Here is a 23057-nt window from a genome sequence, read left to right as displayed (position 1 = left end):
CCCCATGCCCGTCAATCGTAGAGAATTCCTGAAAAAATCCGTATCGCTCGGCGTTTACTCAATGGCTCTGGCCAGCGGTCTTGTTAAATCCGGTCCGGCCAGCGCCGAATGGGTCGCCGAGCAGTTTGCCCAGGGCAAACTGGAAGAAACGCTGAAAACACTGTTCAAGGACGCGAAAATCGCCGAAAGCGATAAGATCGAGATCCAGATACCGCAGATTGCAGAAAACGGCGCCGTGGTGCCGATCACTGTGACCAGTCATCTCGACGGCGTCGACACCATCTCCATCCTGGTCGAAAAAAACCCTGTGCCGCTGGCCGCCCGGTTCGATCTATCGCCCGAGCTTGAGCCTTTTGTCTCGGCCCGCTTGAAAATGGCTGAAACGTCCGACGTCATTGTCATCGCACAGGCCGGCGGCAACCTGTACAGCGCCAGACAGACCGTCAAAGTCACCATCGGCGGCTGTGGAGGCTAAGATGAGCAGCATCAGGATCCGCACCAAACGCATCGACGGCAAGCTTCAGATCAGAACCCTGATCACGCATCCGATGGAGCACGGCCGCAATATCGACAAGAGCACAAACCAGCCTATCCCCGCGCACTTCATTCAGGAGCTGACCGTCAAACATAACGACAAGGTGATCGCCAATTGCGCAATAGGCGGCGGCGTTTCCAAGGACCCGTATTTCGCCTTCATGCTGAAAGGCGGCGAGCCGGGCGATAAAATCACGATCAGTTGGGTGGACAATCTTGGCCGGCAGGATTCTGAAGAGCATATTATCAAGTAGCGTTGGCGGTTTTATCGGCCTGCTGTTGGCTCTCCCTTCGCAGGCCGATCCGCTGCAGGATCAGCAGAAGTTCCGGCAGTATTACCAGCAACTGTTCCCAAAGCTCACACTGTCGGACTATGCCGACGGCGTCTATGCGATCGATCCGATCGCGCGCCAGTCCTGGCAGGCGATCGAAGAGTTTCCGCCTTATGAGAGCGCCATAGAACAGGGCGCAACCTTGTTCAGCACGCCTTTTAAAAACGGCCGCCGCTATGCCGACTGTTTTCCCAATCAAGGCATCGCCATTGCCCACGAATATCCGAAATGGAACCGCGATAAGAGCGAAGTCATCACCCTGGAGAAAGCCATCAATGACTGCCGTGCCGACAACCAGGAAGCGCCCCTGCCGTATGAAAAAGGCGACATCGCCAGACTGCTCGCCTACATGGCATTCACCTCGCGCGGCAAGCCGATTACGATCACAATACCGGCCGACGACCCGCGCCCCCTGGTCGCCTATCAGCAAGGCAAGGATTTTTACTACCAGCGCCGCGGCCAGTTGAATTTCGCCTGCGCCACCTGCCATGTGCAAAACGCCGGCAAGCAGCTGCGCTCCGAAATCCTGAGCCCTTCACTCGGGCATACCAGCCACTGGCCGGTTTATCGGTTAAAATGGGGCGAAATGGGCACACTGCATCGGCGTTTCAAAGAATGCCTGGAACAGATCAAAGCCCCGCCCATCCCTGCCCAAAGCCCGGAGTTCCGGAATCTGGAGTATTTTCTAAGCTTTATGGGCAACGGTATTCCCAGCAACGGACCCAGCACGCGAAAATGATTACAACTCAACCCAGCTGCAACGATATCTATGAGCACGGACTGATCCCCGTCAAAGATGCATTGGCCCGAATATTGGCCGCCGTGCCCGTAATCAGCGGCCACGAGCGCCTTGCTATCGAACATGCCAGAGACCGTACGCTCTGCGAACCGGTTGTTTCGTCCCTTAATGTACCGGCGCACACCAATGCCGCCGTCGACGGCTACGCGCTGCATGCCGAAGATTTGCCCGACCAGGGCACGCGCCGGCTGGAAATCATCGGTCAGGCGTTTGCCGGTCAGCCTTATACGGGCAGCACGGAACACGGCCAGTGCATCCGCATCATGACCGGCGCGCCCATGCCGGAAGGATTGGACACTGTGGTCATGCAGGAACAGGTACAGTTAGTTGATAATTTCATCGAACTGGACAACCGGCATAAAGCCGGCCAAAACGTTCGCCAGGCTGGCGAAGACATTCAGCAGGGGCAAACCATCCTGCAACCGGGCAAATACCTGACGCCACCCGACATCGGCCTGTGCGCCTCGCTCGGCATTGCCGAAATCAGCGTGCGCCGGAAACTCAGAATCGCTATCGCCTCGACCGGCAATGAGGTGTTCGGCATCGGCCAGACGCCCGGCGCAGGCGGCATTTATGACAGCAATCGTTACAGCCTGCTGGCGGCGCTGGACCGGCCCGATATCGAAATCATCAATTTAGGGATACTGGAAGATGACCCCGACTCGCTGCTGAATAGTTTTGAAGAAGCCGGCGCCTATGCCGACGTGATCATTTCTTCCGGCGGCGTTTCGGCCGGTGAAGCCGATTACACGAAAACAGCGCTGCAGGCATCCGGCCAGGTCGACTTCTGGAAAGTCGCCCTCAAACCGGGGCGGCCTCTGGCTTTCGGCCGGATCGGCAGGGCCGCGTTTTTCGGCCTGCCCGGCAATCCCGTCGCGGTCATGGTGACGTTTTATCAATTTGTGCTGCCCGCCTTGGAAAAAATGCTGGGCATCAATAACAAGCCGATCGTACCGGCCTTCCTGGCCAAAACCACTGAGAACCTGCGCAAGAAACCCGGCCGCACCGAAATCTATCGCGGCATCATCGAACAGAATGAAAAAGGCGAGTGGACCGTGAAAACGGCCGGCAAGCAGGGATCGGGGATTTTGCGCTCGATGAGCCTGGCGAACGCGTTTATTATTCTTGACCATGACAGCGCCGATATCAAAGCCGGCGAATGGGTGACGGTGCAGCCTTTTTCTGGGCTGTTTTAACAAGCTGAGTCGCCTTTGCTCGGTTTCCGCTGAAGCTCCAACCCAGCCTACACGTGCTTTAATTAGGCTTAAAATTGGAGACCAACAACCCCGCTAATTCTTAATCCCCACACCTTTATGCAGCAAAAACAGACTGAACAGAATAAGCAGAACGCTGAAACCGCCGGTCATGGCAAAGGCAATCCCGATATCCACATCTGTCACGCCAATCAAGCCATAGCGAAACGCATTGACCATATACAGGATCGGATTGCCCTGGGAAATCGTCTGCCAGACGCCCGGCAGCATATCGACCGAGTAAAATACGCCGCCCAGATAGCTTAACGGCGTCAATATAAAGTTCGGGATAATGGAAATATCGTCAAAACTGTCCGCGAACACGGCATTGATAAAGCCGGCCAGCGAGAATACCGTGGCCGTCAGCACGGCTATCGATAAGGCAATCAAGACATTGTTGACGGCAATATCGGCAAAGACGAGCGATATCAGCGCCACGACGACCCCCACCAATAAACCGCGGATAATGCCGCCGCTGACATAGCCGGCCAGGATGACCCAATTGGCTACCGGCGAAACCAGCAGTTCTTCAATATTATGCTGAAACTTGGTCGAATAAAACGAGGACACGACATTGGCGTAAGAATGGCTGATCACGGACATCAGGATGACGCCCGGCACGATATAGTCCATATAACTGGCTCCACCGACAGTGCCTATCCGGTCGCCGATCAGCTTGCCGAAAATTAGAAAATAAAGCGCAGTCGTAATGGCCGGCGGCAGCAAAGTCTGCGGCCAGATGCGGATAAAGCGCTGTACTTCCTTCTTGATAATGGTTCTAAGGGCTATGGCATGATTCATAGCGGCAACTCGTCAGGTTCTTGGTCAATCAAATCCATGAATAATTGTTCGAGCCGGTTGGTCCTGTTTTTCAGGCTGATCACTTTGATATTTCTTTCCGTCAACAAATTGAACAAGGTGTTCAATCCGTTCTCTTTGGGTACGGCCACGTTCAACACTTTATCCGAAACGCGCTCTATCTGATAGCCCTCGATGACCGGCACCGTATCGATCGGTTCGGCCAGATCGAGCACAAAATAATCGATGTTGAGCCGGGCCAATAAACCCGCCATGTCGGAATTCTCGACGATCTGGCCGTGGTTGATAATGGCGATATTGCGGCACAAGCTTTCGGCCTCTTCAAGGTAATGCGTGGTCAGGATAATGGTCGTGCCCTGCCGGTTGACTTCCTGCATCAATTTCCACATCGAGCGGCGGATTTCGATATCGACGCCGGCCGTCGGCTCGTCCAGAATCAATAATTTAGGCGCATGAACCAGCGCGCGGGCAATCATGACCCGGCGTTTCATGCCGCCCGACAGGCGCCTCGATACCGTATCGCGCTTATCCCACAGATCCATTTGCTTGAGGCAGAGCTCGGTCCGCTGCAGGGCGATTTTGCGTGGTATGCCGTAATAGCCGGCCTGATTGAGCAGAATGTTTTTGACGGTTTCGAACTGGTTGAAATTGACTTCCTGAGGAACCAGGCCGATGCAGCTTTTCGCCCGGGCGCTATCGTGCTGCAGGTCATGACCGAAGATACTGACCGAACCGCTGGTGGCATTAACCAGAGAGCTGATAATGCCGATCGTCGTCGATTTGCCGGCGCCGTTAGGGCCCAGCAAGGCAAAGAAATCACCGGCTTCGACATCGAGATCAATGCCCTTTAAGGCTACGAATCCATTACTATAGATTTTTTTGAGATTGCGGATTGATAATGCCTTCATGCTGAAACTAACACTTAACGGGAGCCTTCAAATAAGTTAAATTAAGCGCCGCATCCATTAGAAAGTACGAGATGGATAGCTAAAAAATTTGTAATTCTATCAGATCTTTAAAAGTTTCGTAGACAAAACCGGATAGCCCGTGCCAAAGAAACCGCCTGAAACCGTCGCTGCTGTGGACTTGGGTTCCAATAGCTTTCACATGATCGTTTGCAGCCTGACCGACGGCAAATTGCAAACGATCGACCGTCTCAAGGAAACAGTCAGACTGGCGTCCGGACTGGACAAGAAACACAATCTGGATATCGCCACGCAAAACAGAGCGCTGGAGTGCCTGCAGCGATTCGGCCAGCGAATCCGCAACTTTCCGCCCGGCAGCGTCCGCGCCGTCGGCACCAGCACCCTGCGCATGGCTAAAAACGCCGAACAATTTCTGGCCAGAGCCGAAAAAGCGCTGAATCAGCCCATCGACATCATTTCCGGCATAGAAGAAGCGCGCCTGATTTATCTGGGCGTCTCGCACAGCCTGGGCAGCAATGCCAACCTCCGCTTCGTGATGGACATTGGCGGCGGCAGCACCGAATACATCATCGGCCAGGACGCCACGCCCAAGAAAAAAGAGAGCCTGCCCATGGGCTGCGTCTCTGTCAGCAATGCCTTTTTCAAGAACGGCCGATTGTCAAAAAGCGCAATGACTCAAGCCGTCCTTTTTGCAGCCCAGCAGTTGGAACCTTTCGAAAAGAAATTCCAGCGTAAAAACTGGGACGAAGCCATCGGCGCCTCGGGCACGCTGCGCGCCATCGACAAGGTTCTGATGGCCAAAAACTGGAGCAACAACGGTATTACCCTGGAAGGTCTGGAGCAATTGATCGTCCATATCAATCGTTGCGATCATGTCAGTGAACTGGACCTGCCGGGACTGGACCCGGAACGCCTGCCGGTGTTTTCGGGCGGCGTCGCGATCGTCTACGCCACCTTCAGAAGCCTTGGCATCGAGCAGATGACCGTCTCCGACGGTGCGCTCAGAGAGGGCCTGATACAGGATTTACTGGGCCGTATCTACGACCGCGACATTCGCTCGGCGACCGTACAGACGTTGGCCGAACGCTATCATACCGATAAGGAACATGCCGAGCGCGTCAGGCAGACCATCCACTCTATGCTGGCGCAACTGAACAGCGAGACCTGCCTTTACAACAACGAAAACAGTGAACAATTTCTGGACTGGGCGGCCTATCTGCATGAGATAGGTCATGATATCGCGCATAACCAGTACCATAAGCACAGCGCCTACATTATCGAGAATGGCGATCTGGCCGGTTTTTCCAGACAGGACCAGATCTTATTGGCCACGCTTGTCAGATCGCACCGGCGTAAGTTTTCGCGCGCCCGTTTTAGCGATTTGCCGTATCCCTGGGACATCGATGCCCCTTATCTGGCCATCATCCTGCGGCTGGCCGTACTGCTGCGCCGCAACCGCCACGAGCATCAACTGCCGGAGTTCCAAATAGCCATTGTAAAATCCAAAATATGTTTGCAGTTTCCGGATAACTGGCTGGCGCAGTCGCCGCTGACCTATGCCGATTTAATTCAGGAAGCCGACTATTTGAAATCTTCAGGCTTCAAACTGGAGTTTGTATAAGTCATCTTTATGAAAACCTTATTACGAACCTTGGGCTATTGTCTTAGTGCATCAGTTATTTTCAGCATCATGCTCGTCCTGTTCGCTATCGGCGATACGCCGGAAACCGAACCGGGCTGGTCGCTGACCCATGATGACGTGGTCAGGGCGAAACAGATTCTGCATGAAGGCGCCAAAACCCGGCCGGACGAAATCAACACGATCGTGCTGACCGAAGCCGACCTCAATCTCGCCGGCAATTACCTGCTGAACCGCTACAGTAAAAGCGCCGTCAAAATAGAACTGAAGCACAACAGAGTCAGATTCAATGTCACCATGACTTTGCCTCAGAACAACCTGGGCAAATACCTGAATATCAGCTTCAGGTTAGGCCATGAAGACAATGAAAGCCAAAATGCGCTGCCCGGCATCACCAAATTCAAGGCGGGAAAGCTATTGTTGCCGGCCAAGCTCGCGGCTTTCGTCATCGATACCTTTATTCGGCATACGTCATTAAATGACTATTTCATCTTGGCGACACGTCCCATCAAAGCCGTTCAGATAGACGGCAAACAACTGACCATTACCTACAATTCCGATGCCGAAACATTGCGGCAGGCCAAAAACTTCCTGACTCAAGGCCACAGCAGTGATACCCAGGCGCAGAATATCTATGAACAAAAACTGGCCGAGATCATCGCGCATCATGACCCGGCCTGGCGCCTGTCGCTGGCCGAACTGCTAAAACCGTTGTTTGAACTGGCTTACCAGCGTTCGAACCTAGAGAATGCCATCGAAGAAAACAGAATCGTGATTTTTACTGTTAATGATTACGTCAACAAACTGGAAACACAAAAACTCCTGCCGGCGGCAGAGGCAAAATCGGTTGCCAAACAACACTATTCCGCTTTTCTGTATAAAAGAGTGGATCTGGCCCAACATTTCATCGGCTCCGCCGCGCTAACGGCATCGGCCAATGGCCAGGTCGCCAAGATCATGGGGGAGGAAAAAGAATTAAGCGATGCCCAAGGAGGCAGCGGCTTCAGCTTTATCGATCTGGCCGCCGACAAAGCCGGCACGCGCTTTGGTGAAATAGCCACCTCATCGCCTGAAAATGCCCGTAAAATTCAACAAGCCATGTCAAAAATAAAAGATTACAGCGATTTCATGCCAGACCCTCGCGATCTGCCTGAAAATATGGATGAGGCTGAATTCAAAAGGCGCTTCGAATCCATCAACAGCCCAGCCTATCTGGAAGTAGTCAGGCAGATTGATGCTCGCATCGCGGCAGCATCCATTTATAACGACATATAGCTGACAATAAAAAAGGGAGCTAAAAGCTCCCTTTCCGGATAAAGCCAAGTGCCGGGGATCGCCCCAGCTGTAAAAGGCTTAGTTCAAAGTAGTGCCGTGCGTACCTGGCAGAACCGGCATTTTCTGTCTGGGGAATTCGCCAGTCAGCGCTTGCAGGAAGGCCACGATATCAGCGGTTTCTTCTTTGGACAATTCCTTGCTCAATTGCAGTTTTGCCATTATTTCTACGGCTGAATCCAGCGTTTTAACCGAACCGTTGTGGAAATAAGGCGCGGTCAGGGCGATATTGCGCAAAGTAGGCACTTTCCACAAATGCTCATCGGCAGGATTTTGGCTGACTTCGGCCAGACCTTTATCTTTCGTGAAATGATGTTTTGCTTCGAAACTGCTGTTTTTAGCCACAGGGAACCGTTGGAACGCTCCCTCGCCGTTGAAGGCGGGACCGCTGTGACAGCTCGTGCAGCCTACTTCTTCGAATTTCTTCATGCCGCGGACCTGTTGAGCCGTCAAAGCAGTTTCATCGCCTCTGACATATTGGTCATAAGGGCTGTTAGGCGTAATCAAAGTTCTCTCGTAAGCGGCAATCGCTTTGGTCGCGTTGTCCTTGGAAATTGAATTTTTGCCGAACGCTTTCTCGAATAGCTCTTGATAGCCATCAATGGATTTCAGCCGTGCTACGACTTCATCCCAGTTTTTCATGCCCATTTCGATAGGATTGGTCACAGGACCTGCAGCCTGGGCTTCCAGAGTGGGCGCCCGGCCATCCCAGAACTGGACTTTGCTGAATGCGGCATTCCAGACGGTCGGCGCACTGCGGCCGCCGGTTTTGCCATGGACACCCATCGCATTCGGCCGGTTATCTTCACCGCCTAACATAGTGTTGTGGCAAGATGCGCAGGAAACAGTACCGGTCGAAGACAAACGCGGATCGTGATACAGGATTTGACCCAGCTCGATTTTAGCTTCCGAGGAGGGGTTATCAGCCGGTTCAGGCGCTGCTGTAGGCAAAGCTTCCCAGGCTGAAGCGACAGAAATGCTGCCAGCGAGCATTATCGCTGAAACCAGCGAACGAATTTTAAACATACCATACTCCAAAATGATTACTAACCTTAAGGGCGACTTTTGGGGCGACCAGAATCACCCGACGACTTTTTTTATATTCACCCAGTCAAATTGTAAGGTATCAGGCAAACAAGGCACAATCAATTCTTAAGGTCTTCCTCATCAATATGGAGCGACCGGGGCATGTCTTTCGCGGGAAATGCATCTTTTACGCAGAAAAATACCAGAAAAGCGCATGAAGACTTGCCGGCCGATTTATTGCATGGCAAGCCTATCTTGATAAAAGCGACTTGAATCGACTCTAAGGTTCAAAAGAGCCTTGATTAAGAGATCGGTACACGGACGTTTGTCCCGGGTCGAATGAATTCGACCCTACAGTTGCGTAACATCAGTTGATCATCTCGGCTCTTTTTCAGGAGGAATTGGTATGACTATTCTACAAACACTAGGGATTGCCTCTTGCCTGGGCGGCCCCATGCGGCTATGCGGCTACGCGGCCGAATTACTGCGCGACGGCCTGGCGAGGCAACCTATGCGGAACGGCGGCCTGCAACTGCAATGGCATATCGTGCATCCTGACAACAAAGGCACAAAAGATGACAGGCTGCGCCGCCTCAACCGGCAAGCCAGCGAATTCACCCGGCACTGGGCCGAAGCCCGCCGGCCTTTCCTGGTGGTCGGCGGCGACCATTCCTGCGCCATGGGCACGTGGCCGGGCGTTTTGAAGGCGCTGCCGGAAAATGAAGAGCTGGGGCTGATCTGGATCGATGCGCACATGGATGCCCATACCTTTGAAACATCCCCTTCCGGCAACATCCACGGCATGCCCGTATCGGCTCTGCTGGGCAGGGCCGATGCCCGCCTGTCGGGCCTGTATCCGGCCGACCGTTTCATCAAGCCGCAAAACCTGATCCAGATCGGTATCCGCAGCTATGAACAGGAGGAATACGCTTTATTGCAAGAAGCGGGCGTCCGGATTATTTTCGCCGACCAGATCACCAGTCTCGCGCAGACATTGCAGGGGGCAATGGAACAGCTAAGCCGGACCTGCCTCATGATCGGCATCAGCATCGATCTGGATTTCATCGATCCCATCGATGCGCCCGGCGTCGAAACGCCGGCGCCGGGCGGCTTCAGAGCGGCTGAACTCATGGCCGCGCTCAGGTCGGTAAACCGGAACGATAAAATATGCGGCCTGGAAATCAGCGAATACAATCCGGAAAACGATCAGGACAACAAAACGCTGGACCTGATCAGACCCATCATCGAAGCCTTTTATGCCGACAACAGCCCAAACAAGTCCTTGGGATCGTCCAGTTCCGGAATCAGCGGCATATCCGTGCCCAAATGATGCTCACAGGCCAGTTCGTACACCAGGCGCAGAACCGAGAAATCCTCCAGCGCGAACCCGACCGAATCGAACACGGTAATCTCCTGCGTGTTCTCCCGCCCCGGCTTATGCCCGCCGACCAGCTCCCACAGCTCGGCATGAACATGGCTTGCGTCGCACTGCTGCACTTCACCTTCCACCAGGGCCTGCGGCATATATTCGACAACCAGCTTGGCCGCCGACAGTAAAGCATGGCTCAATTCGGTCTTGCCGGGGCAATCGCCGCCCACTGCCTGAATATGAGCGCCGGGCGCGACATCTTCCAGTGCAAACAGCGACTGGCGCTTTTTTGCCGCCGTAGCCGTGACAATGATGCCGGCACCCCGCACAGCCTCTTTAATGCTGCGGCACGGCACAAGCTCAAACGGATAAGCCAGTAGATTCCTGGCAAATTTGCGCATGGCTCCGATATCCAAATCGAAGAAGCGTATCTGCCGTAGCGGGAAAACGCCGTTGAAACCCAACACCTGAAATTCCGATTGCGCTCCGGTGCCGATAACGGCTAAAACATCGGAGTCCGGCCGGGCCAGATAGCTCGCCGCCAGCACGCCGGCAGCGGCCGTCCGGAAAGCGGTCAGCAGCGTCATCTCGCAGATCATAAGCGGATACCCCGAAGCCACTTCGCTTAACTGGCCGATGGCGATGACGCTGAGTTTGCCTTCCGCCGTATTGCCGGGATGACCGTTCACATATTTGAACGCGTATAACCTGTCATCCGAACAGGGCATCAGTTCGATAACGCCGTGCGCATAATGCGTGGCATGGCGGGCCGACTTGTAAAACGCGGGCCAGCGGGCAAAATCTTGCTTTAATGCAATGAGCAGCCGGCTGAAAAACGATTCAATGCCGACTATGTCTATCAGTCTCTGTATGTCGTTTACGGTCAGAATTTTCATGAACCAGCCCGTCTGTTTTTGGTCTGATGGCAGTGGGACTATCAACATCATCACGTAGTTCAGGTTGAGTTCAGGCAATTAGGCCACATTTAACTAAACTTAAAGCTATATGAATAAAAAATTAACGTAAAAATGAGGACTAAAAAAGAATGAAGACGCCTGCGGTGTCACCAGCCGTTAAAAAAATCAGAACTTATCTGGCTGCCAAAGACCAATTAAATGACACGATCATCCGGTTGCGCCTGTACCTTCCCGAAGAAGGTTATGACTATTATGCCGGCCAATGCCTGACGCTCTATAACAATGAAGGCGTCGGGCGCATGTATTGTCTGTCCAGCGTACCGGGACTCGATGATTTTCTTGAATTACAGATCAGCCTGACATCGCACGGCGCGCTGATTCCCTGGATTTATGGCGAACTCCAGGTCGGCGATCAGGTAAGAATCAGTCCCGCATCGGGCGATTGTTTCTATCTGCCCGGCGATCTCAGCCAGCCCATTATGCTGATTGGCACGGGCATTGCACTGGCGCCTCTATACGGCATATTGCGCGATGCGCTGATAAAACACGGGCACAAGGGCGACATACGCTTGTTTCATCAGACGCACAGCCCCGACGAATACTATCTGATTCCGGAGTTGATGGCGCTGCAGACGGAATACCCGAATTTCAGCTACACCCATTTCATCCACGGCAAAAGTCCCGTTAACGTAGCGCTCGATGTGCCTGAAAAGTCAACCAGCGAAATGGCCTTCGGCACGATTGAGGACTTGTCCCTTTGGCAGTTATTTCTCTGCGGTGATCCGTCTGTCATTAAGGAGGTCAAACAGGATGCCATTCTTTTGGGCGCTAAAGAAAACAACATTTTTGAAACGCCTTTTGCCATGCCGGGCGACTAAAAACCGCTCCGGCATCAGGAATCGGATGCATAAGCGCACGATGGCGATAATGGCTATTCCTTTTGTATCCGGAAGACATGCACTTTCTTCCGGCCAGCCTTAGCATAATAATGCATCGACTCATAGACAGCCTCAACTTCAATCTCATTATTATTGAGCTGGATCGCTCTGCAGCGGCATTTATGCCGCGCATCAAAAAAATCAATCTTTCCGCAGCGGCTCTTTTAGGCTACAGCGAACAAGAACTGATTGATAAGCCCTTGAATATCGTCTATTCCGCCGAAGCCCTCCCGGAATTGGAGCAAACTGTCCAGGCCTGTTTGACCGGCGCAACCCCGGCCAAGAATCTGGAATGCGACATCATCACGAAAGACCACAACAGCATTCAGGCATTGGTTTCGCTGTCCGTCCTGCCCGACCAGGATGCAAAAGACATCAATATCGTGCTTCTGATTCACGATATCAGCGACAGAAAGCGCATCGACAAGGAACTGTTCATGATGCACCGGGCCTTGGAGCAAAGCGCCAGCGCTGTCGTCATCACGGACACGAGCGGCCGCATTGAATACATCAACCCGAAGTTCGGCGAACTTACCGGCTACGCGCCGGACGAAGTGCTGGGCCAGAATCCCAGAATACTGCAATCCGGCGAGACCTCTCCGGAGCAATATCAGGCCATGTGGGAAATGCTTTTTGTCAAGGGCGAATGGCGCGGCGAAATCAAAAACAAAAAGAAAAACGGCGAGGTTTACTGGGCCTATGAAAACATCAGCGCCATCAGAAACATGCAAGGAGAAATCACGCATTTCATCTCCGTGGCGGAAGACATCACGCTACGCAAGGAAGCCGAACTGGCGCTAAGCGAAAGCGAGGAGCGTTTCCGGCAAATGGCGGAAATAGCCGGCGAATGGCTGTGGGAGCAGGACCCCGGCGGTTATTACATCTACAGCAGCACGGCCGTCAACCAGATTCTCGGCTTTAAGCCCGAGGAAGTCATCGGCAAACACTATACCGAACTGCTAACGGACCGGGACAAAACCGACCTGCAGATCTACGTTGCCGTGCGCGAGCCTTTCCGCGCCTTGACCAACCATTACCGGCATAAAGACGGTCATGAGGTGCTGACCGAATCGACAGGCCTGCCGCTTTTCAATGCCCAAGGAAAACTGATCAAATGGCGCGGCGTCGACCGCGACATTACCGCCCAGAAACATTTTCATGATGCCCTGATCGACAGCGAGAAGCGCACGCGCCTGATCATCGACAGCTCCATCAACGCCATCGTGATCATGGATGACAGAGGCCTCATTACGGACTGGAATCACCGCGCCGAAAAAATGCTCGGCTGGACTCATGATGAAGCGGTAGGCCAGCCGGTTAAAGACCTGATTATCCCGCCGCGGTTCCGCAATGCGCATCAGAAAGGCCTGGAGCATTTTTTACAGACCGGCGTCGGCCCCTTGCTGAATCGCCAGTTCGAACATGTGGCCCTGCGCCGCGACGGCTCCGAATTTCCTGTCGAGCTCAGCATTTCTCCCCTGAAACTGGGCAATACCTGTATTTTCAGCGGCTTCATACACGACATCACGGACCGCAAAGCCGCGGAACAGCAGATCCGCCAGACCCAGGTCAAACTGGCGATCGCCCAGAGCGAAATCAAAATCGCCCGCCAGATACAGGCGTCCTTGCTGCCGACGTCATCGATCAAATCGGAGCATTTTGAAGTGACCGGTTTCTGCCTGCCCGCCAATCAGGTCGGCGGCGACTATTTCGACTATTTCATCCGCAATGAAAACCGCCTGGACATGATCATCGCCGATGTTTCGGGCCATTCCATCGGCCCCGCCCTGTTCATGGTCGAAGCCCGCAGCGCGATCAGGACGCGCGCCGCCGGGCTGGAAACGCCGGCCGAGACGCTAAGGCTCCTCAATAAATTCCTTTACGAAGACCTGGAAAATTCGGACTACTTCATCACCCTGTTTTACCTGCAATACGATATTCGCAGCCACCAGCTGCGCTTTGCCAATGCCGGACACCCGCCGCCCTTGCTGTTCAATCCCTCCGAATCCGAATGCCGGGAGCTTGACGCCGACGGACTGATACTGGGCATACGGGAACATGTCGATTTCGAGGAAAAGACCACGACGCTTGCGCAAGGCGATCTGATCCTGCTGTATACGGACGGAATAACCGAAGCCGAAAACATCCAGGGCGAATTTTTCGGCCTGAAACGCGTCAACGACATTCTGATTCAATACGCAGAGCAATCGCCTCAAATGATTATCGAAGCCCTGCTCGAACAGCTGAAACAATTCAGCCAGACCGAATCGTTCCAAGATGACATTACCTTGATGATTTTCAGGCGCAGTTAGCCCTGATATTCCATAAAAACGCAGAGATCACGAACGACCGCACGGGTAGATATTTGCTCCTCGGCAACTGCTCCTACGTCGCCTAAAGCGCCTACTGTTGGTGCTCTACCGCCTGCATCCCGGCAGTCTTTCGAGATCTTCGTGGTGGAATATTCAGTAAGCATCCAAACGCTCCACCTGTTCTAACGGCGCCATACCGTTCATGCCTGTCCTTTTTGACGAGGCTGAACAATGGCATTATCGAAACAGTGGCTGACCATATTGAAGCTTGGCAACATAGCGGTCTAAAGCAATCGGCATACGGTCGGCAGCACGGTATTAACACCCATCCGTTTGCGGCCCGCGGTAGTGTCGCTCGCACGGATCTGTCCGGGGCAGGGACAACATCTATCCCTGCCGGAGACGTTTCCATGATCATCCGGCTTAATTGAGAACGCTTCCTGGCCTTTCATAGGTAATAATCAAGGAGAAGAAAAGAGGCTAGAAGCCATATAGAGAAGAACTTGTCCGTCTATTGCGGGTGACAAGCTGATATATCTTCCCTGCGGAAGCTCATGAATAGCCATTACCCCCTTGGAACGCTGTAGCTCAGGATTACCTGCAGCAGAAGCCAGTCGTAGCGTACGTAAGTCGCCCAGACCTCGTATATCCCATGCCCCATCCTGATGGCGCGCTATGGTGACATTTTGAAAAGCTTTTACTTTACGGATGTATTCGCTCATCAAAATTGGCCATGTTTCCTGCTTGGCCGTCCAATCGTAAACTTCTTTAAGCGCTTTAATAGCGGCCGTCTTACTGCCTGAGTAAAAATGATAATGGATATGTATTGGTTTGAGGCGTAAAGGCGAATCCGTAAGCTGAAAAGTTTCAATCGCTCTTCGCATGCCGGAGAAAGGCCCCCGCCACCAGCCTGTATAGACATGATCGCTGGCAATAGGCGCATAAACCTGAAAATTTTCGTTGCTCGGATATCCCAGAGGGGGGACACGGGTTATCGTTGATTCGCTCCGGGTAACGCTCGCTCCGCCCCCGCCGTTTATATTTTCCAATCCAAGCGTTTTTGTCAGCGCCAGCGCATCGTCCGCCGCTAAAGCGTCGCCTGACCAGAGAAAGACGCGCACCTGCTTATGCCCAGGAGCCAGCTGTCTGTTGACATAGTCCACGGAACCGACAATTTCCCTGTTTAAATCAAACTGATAGTCAGCAATAGCAAGCCGATAGTCATCGCCGCCAGTATCGACATTGGCTTTCTCGACCCATGCCGATGGATGGCTGTAAGAGTGGCTGGCTATTTCAACATGCTTGAGAGTAAAAATATCCCGCGCCACTTTTTCCAGTTGCGCGGCTTTGCCGGGAAACGCCCCTTTCGATCCAATTTCGCCTTCAATGACGGAAACCGTCGTTGGCCATGGGTAGACTTGCAGGATTTGATCGCGAATCACTTCCATCGCCAGCGGCGAACCGGGCATTTCCGCCACGGAAGCGGCGCCGTCGCCATCGATCTGTATCAAAAGCAGCCTTTTGCCTTTTTCCGTAGTGACATCGGGCACTGGCATAGGCGGCAAATCGAGCGCCTGTGTCAAAAATTTAAAGGGATCGATGAGCCAACGCTGCCGCCCCTGAAAGCCGGTTTCAATAACATAAGGATGCAAGGCCGCGCCGCCCCATTTGCCCGTCAGCACCGCCGCCAGCCGCCGCCCTTTTTGATCGGCAAGACTCAAGTGCTGTTTGAGGGCAGGATCGACGCCTTCCCACGGTGTCAACTCTCGCAGTTTTATATGGGGTTTTGCTTCATAGCCGATAAGATCATCGCTGTGAGCGATCTTCAACGGTTTTTTTAGTTTGCCCTGTATGGTTCTAAGGCCCAAAGATTGCAGGAACATGTCGTCTGCCTTAAAACCTAGCCTGCCAAATACGCCGACTTTCATGCCATCGTCCAACTGGCGTATCAGCCATGATTTATAGGATTCTGATTGCGGCCATTCATCACTGTTAAACCAGGTCACTATGCCTGCATATCGCCCTGCCAGGCAGTAACTCGGCAGTCCTTTACGGACATCCGCGTACTCCAGTGTATAACCCAGGTATTCCAAGGGCATCGCCAATAATTTATGCACTTCGGAATTCTGCAGTCCATCCGACTGATCCCGCCCATCATAAAGGGCCAGAATCCGCCTCGGAAAAACTTCCACACTGCCTATCCCCAGCATGTCCATTGGCGGGTTTGAGACCCAAGGGGTAAATCCCAATGCCGCTATCCGGTTAGCCACGTCCCGCGCCAATGTTTTCTGTTTGGGTGGTACATAATCGATAACAATAACCTGAAGGCCGTACTGGTCATGCGCTTCATTCAGTTTTTTCAGCAACCAGGCGCGGTCCGATTCCGGCACTTCACTGTAACTGTTCGATACGGCGTTCCAGCGTTGAAATAGCGATTCCGCCGCAACAGCCACGGCATATTTGCCTATATGGGGCAATAAATCAAAACCTCTGTTAAGGATCAATTGAATGCCTGGAAAGCGGCGATGTATGGTTCGAATAAGATCGATTAGGGCTTGCTGTTGAACCAGACGATGCCTGGGATCTTTGATTATCAGTTGATAGCTATCCAGCGTGTCTAAAAAAAAACCGCGATATCCGCGCTGCCACAGCGGCGCGATCTGTTTGTTGATGAGATGGTCGCGCCACTCTTTCTTGCTTAAATCGACAATACTGCTCCCCCAGTCGGTATTTTTCCCCAACAGCCAATGCTTAGGAATTTCTGCGTGCCAGGTACGGCTTGGATTAATCTCACCGACGCTCAGGTAGGCAAAAACCTGAATGCCTTTAGCGGTAAGCGGATCAATATTATCGATATTTTCCGGTTCAACCACGACTTGTTCAAAATGCGATAGCAGATCGACAGGCATGGGTTTACCGTAAAAAAAGGCGGTACTTGGATTGGCGTAAATATCCGAGCCGGCGAGACAAGCCAATAAATAAACCATGATTCTAGCGCTGGTGTTTGTTGCAGACTTGGCGTAATGGCAGAAGGTTTTGGGGATTGAAGACATATCGATGCCACTCTTTATTTCTAATGAAAAAACAACGTCAACACGTATCAACGCAGCATAAATGTTGCATACATCAGCTTATCGAGCCGCCGGGATATAACGATCAGGCCGGCCAGCGCCGTTAATACCACGCTTCCCGCAAAGCCATAGCCATAAAATGCCGGCCCGAGATATTGAGTCAGTACGGTAAAAAATATATTCGACAGCGCAAATAACAGGCTCAAATAGAGAGCGTCTAGACGATAATCGAAATAAAACAGCAGGTTCAATACGGCCAGCAACAAGACCTGAACGCCTACCGCCACTAAATCAATGCTGAGCAACATTTGATAATTTGGGGAGATGTGCACCCAGTTCAAGAGTCCCTCGCCGACTGCCAGCAGTATGATGACCGTCATGCCTTGCACTTTAAAAATTTCAAAAAAACCGCGGCGGATCACCCAAGTCATGTCACCGTAGATCTGGAAAATACGATGCAATGGCGCACCTTCAGCAATAGAGCGGTAGAACTTTTCATAGCGTTCGGCAAAATCCGTCTCCATGCGGAGCAAAAATACCGCCATGCCAGGCAAAATAGAAAGATAGGCCAGGAAAATCGGCAGGTCATAAAGCTCGGAGCCTCGCAACGGCGCAATGATCACGATGCTGGTCCGGGTATTGAACCAGAAAAGCAGCTTATCCGCCCAAATTGCCAAGTTATAAAAAAAACCGGTCGCGGCCAAGCTCAGGAAGATCTGGTCTCGTTTCAGAAAATCAAAAGCAATCAATTGCTTGCTGGAGTATGTTCGCAAGACTAAATATAAGAGAATGAAGAGCAGCATGCCTTGCCCGATGATAAAACCGCCCAACAAGCCTACCAATCCAAACGCTTTCAATTTAAGGGAAACCGCTAACGTAAAGCCATACCCCGCCAGAAAGGCTAACAAGACGCCGCCGTAAGCTTTCAGCCCCGATAAAATTATCATGACTATCCAGCTTACAGAAAGAATGACAAAACCGGTCAGCATCAGCAGCCGGTACAATACGGACCCCTTGAAAAAAATGCTCAGCAGTACTACGGCCAATGATCCGCTGACAATAGTCACCACCAGAATGACCCCCAACAGGTTGGGCAGTATCAGGTCTTCCTTTTTTTCGTAGGTTCTGTCTGCAACAAAACGCGCAAATATTAATTGCAGCGGACTGGTCAGCAACAGCGAAAATGCCATCAGGTAAGTAACCGATATCTGAAATTCGCCGATAAATGGCTGCGCGGATGGATTTTCCGCATTCAATACGCCAATTAGCAGGATGCCAAGAATAGAGAGCACCCATGGCCCTGAACTGATAATGCCGGCAAAGCCATAGGCCTGTATCAGCCCGGTAAAACTCTCGTTATTCATTAAAGCGCGTAGCCTGAACCCGATGCCCGCCATTATGACTCCAGCGCCTCAGTGTAAAGCTTCATATAATCGGATAACACGATATCCTCCGTGTAATAGCGTTCAACCCGGCTTATGCCGGCGCGCTGGGCCGCATACCACTTCGCCTCATCCGTCAACAAGGCGATGCAGGCTCGGGCAACGGCTTCCGGATCAGCGATTGGCACCACAATTCCGGCCGCGCCTAACGCGCGATCCTCTTCACTGTTCCCCTCTATCACTTCGCGGCATCCCCCTACGTCGGTGGTCACGACAGGAATGCCGCTGGCGAAGGCTTCCAGCAGCACTAGCGGGAAAGCCTCGCTGATCGACGTGAGGACCAGCAAGCCTACTTGCGGAAGAATATCGCTTATTTTTTGAAACCCCAGAAAGCGCACATTTCGTTCCAGACCAAGGTTATGCACCAGACTTTTGCATTCGTACGCATATTCCGGATCTTCTTCCTCAGGACCGATTATCCAACCTTCCATGTCGGGAAATTGGGAGACAACAGACCGCATGGCCCGGATAAAGGTTTTTATATCCTTTATCGGTACGATGCGACCGAGCAATCCGATGACAGGAGGAATTTTGTCTGGGCGCCGCTCGCGCAGCGCGACAAATTGGGCGACATTCATGCCATTGGGTATTACCTTGGTACGCGCGGCATCTGCGCCATCGGCAATCTGCCGTTGCCGGTTTCTTTCATAGAGGCTGATGATGGGGTTTGCATTGCAGTAGGTCAGGCGTCCTAAGGACTCGAAATAGTGAATCCAGAGCTGGTCGTAATATTTCATCCCCTTATCGGGCGCATCGCTTAAATAATCGCGATGTTCTCTAATAAAAATGGATTGGAGGTCTATTTTTCGCTCTTTAGTATAAATCCCGTGTTCCGTCAGAATCAGAGGCCTTCCGGTCGTATGGCGCAGGATGGTCCCGAGGAAACCGGCGTAACCTGTCGAGACAGAATGAAAGAGACCTGTCGTTACTGTTAGGTTTTGGGCAATAGACGCCAGTTTAAACAGCGGCGCATGCATGGCCCGAACAGTCCAAATATAATTAATGAATGAACTCTCGGCGCAAAAGCGTTGGTGACTTGCACAAAGCTGCTCCCACGCCGCTTCACTGTAGAAAAAATCTTCGGCAGTGCAACCTGAGTCTTGCCCAAGCCCCGTCAAAACCTGCCGCGCCAACTCGTCATCGTAACCAATGCGGGGATTCCTGAACCATTCATGAAATTTTTCAGCCTTCAGAAAATAGGCGTTATTGCCTGGGCGGGCTTTGGGCCTGGAGGCGAATGCACCATCCCACAAATAATGGCACTCCAGATGCACTACATTGCTGGGAAGCGCATATTTGGGTTCTTCGTAGTCGCTGGATTTTGAGCCTAAAAATATCAATGAGAATTTGAATTGCGGCAAGCCCTGAATGATCTGATGGACCCATCCCGACACCCCGCCTCTAACCAAAGGATATGTGCCTTCCAACAAAAGCGTGATATCAGCGTCGCGATTAGCCATGCAGTTCTCTTTTCCCTTGCCAGAAACACATGGCCGCCTGGATCTGTGGACGAGCCGTAACCCAATCGACCGCCCGCATATGCCGCTTCACTTCACCGTATCGCCGGCGTAAAAAATCTATCTCCGCGTAATAGAGCAACAACCGCTTCCGCTCAACGCCCAGAGCCTCCGCCGCTTTAAATTCATCATAGGCCAGCTGATGCTCTCCCAATCGCAACAATAACTTGGCGTATTGAAGGTGCAATCCTCGGTCTCTTGGATAGTGTTGCAGGCCGCTTTCAAGATATTCACGCGCTTTATTCAACACGTAAACCAGTGTCTCGCCTTCCACTAAACCCAGATGCGCCAGTTCCCAGTAATCCTTGACTATGCTTTTGTATAGATGCCGAACATTACGGGTTTTATTGTTCTCCAGGCTTTGCCTGGCCCGTTCAATGCGTTCACTGATCCGCTGTTCCTTGCGGTCTATTAACGCATAAGCGAGCAGACGTATATCGTCAACCGGGTCCCGCAGCGCCATTTTCAGCAAAGGAATGGCATCTTTGTCTTCAAGCTTGAGGGTTGCATAGACTGCGCTCAAACGTTTACAAGGATTTTGTGAGCGCAATAAGCCTTCCAGACTGGCAGTCATATTCTTAGAATGTAAGCCATGGCTGGCCGGCGCATCAGAAAATTCCCGAACACCGCTAAAACGTAGCGGCAATTCCTGAGCTGTCGCTTTACTGAAATGTAACCCAGGGACCAGCGAGAGAACCAGTCCCAACATACCTAGCGCCGGCATGTAAAAAGCGATCATAAAAAAGAACAGGACTGTTATCAGTCTGGATGCTGGGTGGAAAAATCTCAATAGCGTAGGCAACGCTATAGCAATTACGATACAGGCGCTCAGATGCAAAAGCAGCATAATAAGCAAGTCGCTTTCCGGCAAACGATCACTCATTATCATCATCCCTATGCTGGTCATTTCCAATCCCAATGCCGCGATTAAAAAGAATACTTTAAGCAGGAAAGCCGGCATGAGAATAATCTCCGTTTCTATGGATCGATATATCATGCTGACAAAGCTGCTCGATTTTTGACAACACCTTTTCGGGCGAGTGTTTATCACTTAATATCCAGCTATAAATAGCAACATTGGAATCCAGGATTTGGAACGCCTTATCTTCTTCAAAGCTTGTCAAGGAAGTCTTTTTATCCAGGACATCTCTCAAATTGAGGCGGGAAAGAAAACCCTTTAGGCCATTTTCATCCGTTAGCGGCAAGAGTTGAATAATTACCTGCCGGCCTAAGTTATCCCGAAAAGTCAATACCTTATCAAGTCCTCGGCATTCAGCGCGAAAGATAGACATAAGCGCATCATATAACGCCTCAGAGTTAACAATACTGACAACCATTGCCGCGGCAACTTCAAAACTTCTCACCTCTTCCAGAGTGCGCCGCAATTCGCACTCGAATTCCAGCTCTACGTCTTGGTCTAACAAATTGCCTCCGGCGCGACGCTTGATCAGGTCGCCTATATGCCCCCCCAACAGCGAAAGCAGGTCCAGGGTATTTTTCTGCAAGGCGAACATTGACATTTCATTGACAATTACCACGCCCCAGATTCTCTGAAAGACATCTATCAGAGGAATAACGACCAGAATCTCATGCTCCATCTCCTCATCAAAGGTCTGAATGCTGGTGACATGCCCTGTTTTCAGGGCTTCTTTTATTAAGCGATTGGCAGGCCAGAGAGCCGGTGGTTTTCCCAGGCAAGCGGCAGGGTGTGAGTTTATCTTGCGATCTTCCGAGACAGCGTAAAGAGAGGCGGTCAGAATGCTGCCATATTCACTGAAGAGGTTCAGTATAGGATCGCCTATACCACTGAGCGGCTCACCGTCATTCTTTGCTAAAGACAGAACCTGCCTTTGAAGATCCAGCAGTACATTGCGCATGCTTTTTTTATGGTTGCCTGCCTGCTGCTCCAGCAAACTGTGAGACCCTTTAAGCACATGATAAGTACGGGAAAACTCATCCATTCTCAGCTTGAGGTAGTGATATTTATGCTGCAGTTGCTGCAATTTTTGCCGGGAGATATCCTGAAACTCTGCTGCGATCATTGTGATCAGTATCATGCCGACCGCTCTCTCTACCGGAAAGACTGGCACAATTGGCCAGTCCAGATACCGGCCGAGAGCCAATACGCTTATCAGTGAAACAGCACTGCTCATGCCGAAGATAAATCCATACCTCAAGCTGATCAGTAAAGGCGCAAGCATCAACCATGGAAAACGATTATTCAGATAGAATGGATCTGCGGCATTTACTTCATAACCAACAGCAGGCAATATCCCTGTCAAAACCAGCGTTTCCAGCCAAGCCGTCTTTAATACCAACAATCTAGAAGCCGCTAAAGTCAATTTCATATGTACCCCACACTCTGGTTTTTAGAAATCATCAAAACTTATTGATTTCCAGATTCGACAATAAACTATCAAGCAACTTTTGCGCTGTACCGCTAACCGTTTCCGCCCCCCAGCCGGATTTAGCGCCGGTGGCTGACCATACCACCCTGCCCGAAGGAATTTCGATAATGCGGAGGCTTAAACCAACGGCAGGTTCTCCGCCAACGCCGGTTTTATAATGCCATTCCTCAATATTTCCGGTGATGCCATAAGAAAAATTATCCTGCCGCGCCCACCTCAAGGCAGCTTCCTGATGACGTTTATCATCCAGTATCGGCCATGCTTCTGTTTTTTCATTGTGATCCTGATAAACCTGAAGATTATCTGGTAGTGGGTTAAATCTGTAATTTGGCATGAATATCCAAGCCAAATTCAACCTTGTTAATCAGTAATCCGATGACCGTATCATGCAGGGTTTCCAACTTTGAGAAGCAGATTGTTTTT

General features: G+C 51.8%; 19 protein-coding genes. 9 read left to right on the top strand and 10 right to left on the bottom strand.

All coding sequences use genetic code 11. The features are described 5' to 3' along the window. Positions 1-4 precede the first annotated feature (4 nt). Genes soxY through glp form a run of 4 tightly spaced genes read left to right on the top strand, consistent with a single transcriptional unit; the run spans position 5 to position 2861 of the window. Entirely contained in the window at positions 5-475 is a 471-nt protein-coding gene (gene soxY, locus V2P20_RS07480) for a thiosulfate oxidation carrier protein SoxY (protein WP_331817610.1), read from the top strand. Between the two features lies 1 nt (position 476). Then, on the top strand, positions 477-788 hold the full coding sequence (soxZ, locus tag V2P20_RS07475) for a thiosulfate oxidation carrier complex protein SoxZ (RefSeq protein WP_331817609.1): 312 nt from the start codon (positions 477-479) through the stop codon (positions 786-788). Then, entirely contained in the window at positions 751-1605 is an 855-nt protein-coding gene (gene soxA / locus V2P20_RS07470; RefSeq protein ID WP_331817608.1) for a sulfur oxidation c-type cytochrome SoxA, read from the top strand. Before soxZ ends, soxA begins: the two co-directional genes overlap by 38 nt. After that, positions 1602-2861: a gephyrin-like molybdotransferase Glp gene (gene glp / locus V2P20_RS07465; protein WP_331817607.1), complete on the top strand. Its 1260-nt coding sequence runs from the start codon at positions 1602-1604 to the stop codon at positions 2859-2861. The genes soxA and glp overlap by 4 nt, the downstream gene beginning before the upstream one ends. 93 nt (positions 2862-2954) lie before the next feature. On the opposite strand, the gene V2P20_RS07460 is transcribed toward glp, so the two are convergent. Together V2P20_RS07460 and V2P20_RS07455 are read right to left on the bottom strand one after the other, a co-directional pair. Beyond that, positions 2955-3719 carry an ABC transporter permease gene (locus V2P20_RS07460; RefSeq protein ID WP_331817606.1) on the bottom strand — a complete coding sequence of 255 codons (765 nt, stop codon included), beginning with the start codon at positions 3717-3719 and terminating at the stop codon, positions 2955-2957. Beyond that, on the bottom strand, positions 3716-4645 hold the full coding sequence (locus V2P20_RS07455; RefSeq protein WP_331817605.1) for an ABC transporter ATP-binding protein: 930 nt from the start codon (positions 4643-4645) through the stop codon (positions 3716-3718). Before V2P20_RS07455 ends, V2P20_RS07460 begins: the two co-directional genes overlap by 4 nt. A gap of 139 nt (positions 4646-4784) precedes the next feature. Between V2P20_RS07455 and ppx the strand changes: the two genes are divergently transcribed. Together ppx and V2P20_RS07445 are read left to right on the top strand one after the other, a co-directional pair. After that, complete coding sequence (gene ppx / locus V2P20_RS07450; protein WP_331817604.1) at positions 4785-6284, top strand: exopolyphosphatase; 1500 nt, start codon at positions 4785-4787, stop codon at positions 6282-6284. 9 nt (positions 6285-6293) lie between these two features. Beyond that, on the top strand, positions 6294-7577 hold the full coding sequence (locus V2P20_RS07445; protein ID WP_331817603.1) for a hypothetical protein: 1284 nt from the start codon (positions 6294-6296) through the stop codon (positions 7575-7577). 78 nt (positions 7578-7655) lie between these two features. Here the strand turns inward: V2P20_RS07445 and V2P20_RS07440 are convergent, their stop codons facing one another. After that, positions 7656-8660: a cytochrome-c peroxidase gene (locus V2P20_RS07440; RefSeq protein WP_331817602.1), complete on the bottom strand. Its 1005-nt coding sequence runs from the start codon at positions 8658-8660 to the stop codon at positions 7656-7658. Between the two features lie 406 nt (positions 8661-9066). Here V2P20_RS07440 and V2P20_RS07435 point away from each other — a divergent pair, with 406 nt between their 5' ends. Beyond that, entirely contained in the window at positions 9067-9990 is a 924-nt protein-coding gene (locus V2P20_RS07435; protein ID WP_331817601.1) for an arginase, read from the top strand. Here V2P20_RS07435 and V2P20_RS07430 read toward each other — a convergent pair. After that, positions 9915-10925: an ornithine cyclodeaminase gene (locus V2P20_RS07430; protein WP_331817600.1), complete on the bottom strand. Its 1011-nt coding sequence runs from the start codon at positions 10923-10925 to the stop codon at positions 9915-9917. The genes V2P20_RS07435 and V2P20_RS07430 overlap by 76 nt on opposite strands. A 149-nt stretch (positions 10926-11074) precedes the next feature. Between V2P20_RS07430 and V2P20_RS07425 the strand changes: the two genes are divergently transcribed. Continuing rightward, positions 11075-11824, top strand: a complete 750-nt coding sequence (locus V2P20_RS07425) for an oxygenase (protein WP_194971198.1) — start codon at positions 11075-11077, stop codon at positions 11822-11824. A gap of 110 nt (positions 11825-11934) precedes the next feature. Continuing rightward, complete coding sequence (locus V2P20_RS07420; RefSeq protein WP_331817599.1) at positions 11935-14196, top strand: PAS domain S-box protein; 2262 nt, start codon at positions 11935-11937, stop codon at positions 14194-14196. Between the two features lie 461 nt (positions 14197-14657). On the opposite strand, the gene V2P20_RS07415 is transcribed toward V2P20_RS07420, so the two are convergent. From V2P20_RS07415 to V2P20_RS07390, 6 genes are read right to left on the bottom strand one after another with little or no spacing between them, the layout of a single operon-like run. Continuing rightward, positions 14658-17249 carry an endo alpha-1,4 polygalactosaminidase gene (locus V2P20_RS07415; RefSeq protein ID WP_331817598.1) on the bottom strand — a complete coding sequence of 864 codons (2592 nt, stop codon included), beginning with the start codon at positions 17247-17249 and terminating at the stop codon, positions 14658-14660. A 47-nt stretch (positions 17250-17296) separates the two neighbouring features. Next, positions 17297-18664 carry an exopolysaccharide Pel transporter PelG gene (gene pelG / locus V2P20_RS07410; RefSeq protein ID WP_331817597.1) on the bottom strand — a complete coding sequence of 456 codons (1368 nt, stop codon included), beginning with the start codon at positions 18662-18664 and terminating at the stop codon, positions 17297-17299. Then, positions 18664-20169, bottom strand: coding sequence for a GT4 family glycosyltransferase PelF (gene pelF / locus V2P20_RS07405; protein ID WP_331817596.1), 1506 nt, complete (start codon positions 20167-20169; stop codon positions 18664-18666). The genes pelG and pelF overlap by 1 nt, the downstream gene beginning before the upstream one ends. Further along, positions 20162-21187: a hypothetical protein gene (locus tag V2P20_RS07400; RefSeq protein ID WP_331817595.1), complete on the bottom strand. Its 1026-nt coding sequence runs from the start codon at positions 21185-21187 to the stop codon at positions 20162-20164. Before V2P20_RS07400 ends, pelF begins: the two co-directional genes overlap by 8 nt. After that, complete coding sequence (locus tag V2P20_RS07395) at positions 21168-22574, bottom strand: PelD GGDEF domain-containing protein (protein ID WP_331817594.1); 1407 nt, start codon at positions 22572-22574, stop codon at positions 21168-21170. The genes V2P20_RS07400 and V2P20_RS07395 overlap by 20 nt, the downstream gene beginning before the upstream one ends. A gap of 31 nt (positions 22575-22605) precedes the next feature. After that, the gene (locus V2P20_RS07390) at positions 22606-22968 is read right to left on the bottom strand and encodes a hypothetical protein (RefSeq protein ID WP_331817593.1); all 363 of its coding nucleotides are present in this window, start codon (positions 22966-22968) and stop codon (positions 22606-22608) included. Between the last annotated feature and the right edge of the window lie 89 nt (positions 22969-23057).

Origin of the sequence: Methylobacter sp. Wu1, from assembly GCF_036553575.1 — a bacterium.
Lineage (GTDB): Bacteria > Pseudomonadota > Gammaproteobacteria > Methylococcales > Methylomonadaceae > Methylobacter.
The sequence above is the reverse complement of the archived record's forward strand: the minus strand, read 5'-3'. Positions and strand labels throughout refer to the sequence as shown.

Bases quoted from the DNA above. Each gene is read 5' to 3' on its own strand.
- soxY (WP_331817610.1), top strand. From the start codon at position 5: ATGCCCGTCAATCGTAGAGAATTCCTGAAAAAATCCGTATCGCTCGGC.
- soxZ (WP_331817609.1), top strand. From the start codon at position 477: ATGAGCAGCATCAGGATCCGCACCAAACGCATCGACGGCAAGCTTCAG.
- glp (WP_331817607.1), top strand. From the start codon at position 1,602: ATGATTACAACTCAACCCAGCTGCAACGATATCTATGAGCACGGACTG.
- V2P20_RS07460 (WP_331817606.1), bottom strand. From the start codon at position 3,719: ATGAATCATGCCATAGCCCTTAGAACCATTATCAAGAAGGAAGTACAG.
- V2P20_RS07455 (WP_331817605.1), bottom strand. From the start codon at position 4,645: ATGAAGGCATTATCAATCCGCAATCTCAAAAAAATCTATAGTAATGGA.
- V2P20_RS07445 (WP_331817603.1), top strand. From the start codon at position 6,294: ATGAAAACCTTATTACGAACCTTGGGCTATTGTCTTAGTGCATCAGTT.
- V2P20_RS07440 (WP_331817602.1), bottom strand. From the start codon at position 8,660: ATGTTTAAAATTCGTTCGCTGGTTTCAGCGATAATGCTCGCTGGCAGC.
- V2P20_RS07435 (WP_331817601.1), top strand. From the start codon at position 9,067: ATGACTATTCTACAAACACTAGGGATTGCCTCTTGCCTGGGCGGCCCC.
- V2P20_RS07430 (WP_331817600.1), bottom strand. From the start codon at position 10,925: ATGAAAATTCTGACCGTAAACGACATACAGAGACTGATAGACATAGTC.
- V2P20_RS07425 (WP_194971198.1), top strand. From the start codon at position 11,075: ATGAAGACGCCTGCGGTGTCACCAGCCGTTAAAAAAATCAGAACTTAT.
- V2P20_RS07420 (WP_331817599.1), top strand. From the start codon at position 11,935: ATGCATCGACTCATAGACAGCCTCAACTTCAATCTCATTATTATTGAG.
- V2P20_RS07415 (WP_331817598.1), bottom strand. From the start codon at position 17,249: ATGTCTTCAATCCCCAAAACCTTCTGCCATTACGCCAAGTCTGCAACA.
- pelG (WP_331817597.1), bottom strand. From the start codon at position 18,664: ATGGCGGGCATCGGGTTCAGGCTACGCGCTTTAATGAATAACGAGAGT.
- pelF (WP_331817596.1), bottom strand. From the start codon at position 20,169: ATGGCTAATCGCGACGCTGATATCACGCTTTTGTTGGAAGGCACATAT.
- V2P20_RS07400 (WP_331817595.1), bottom strand. From the start codon at position 21,187: ATGCCGGCTTTCCTGCTTAAAGTATTCTTTTTAATCGCGGCATTGGGA.
- V2P20_RS07395 (WP_331817594.1), bottom strand. From the start codon at position 22,574: ATGAAATTGACTTTAGCGGCTTCTAGATTGTTGGTATTAAAGACGGCT.
- V2P20_RS07390 (WP_331817593.1), bottom strand. From the start codon at position 22,968: ATGCCAAATTACAGATTTAACCCACTACCAGATAATCTTCAGGTTTAT.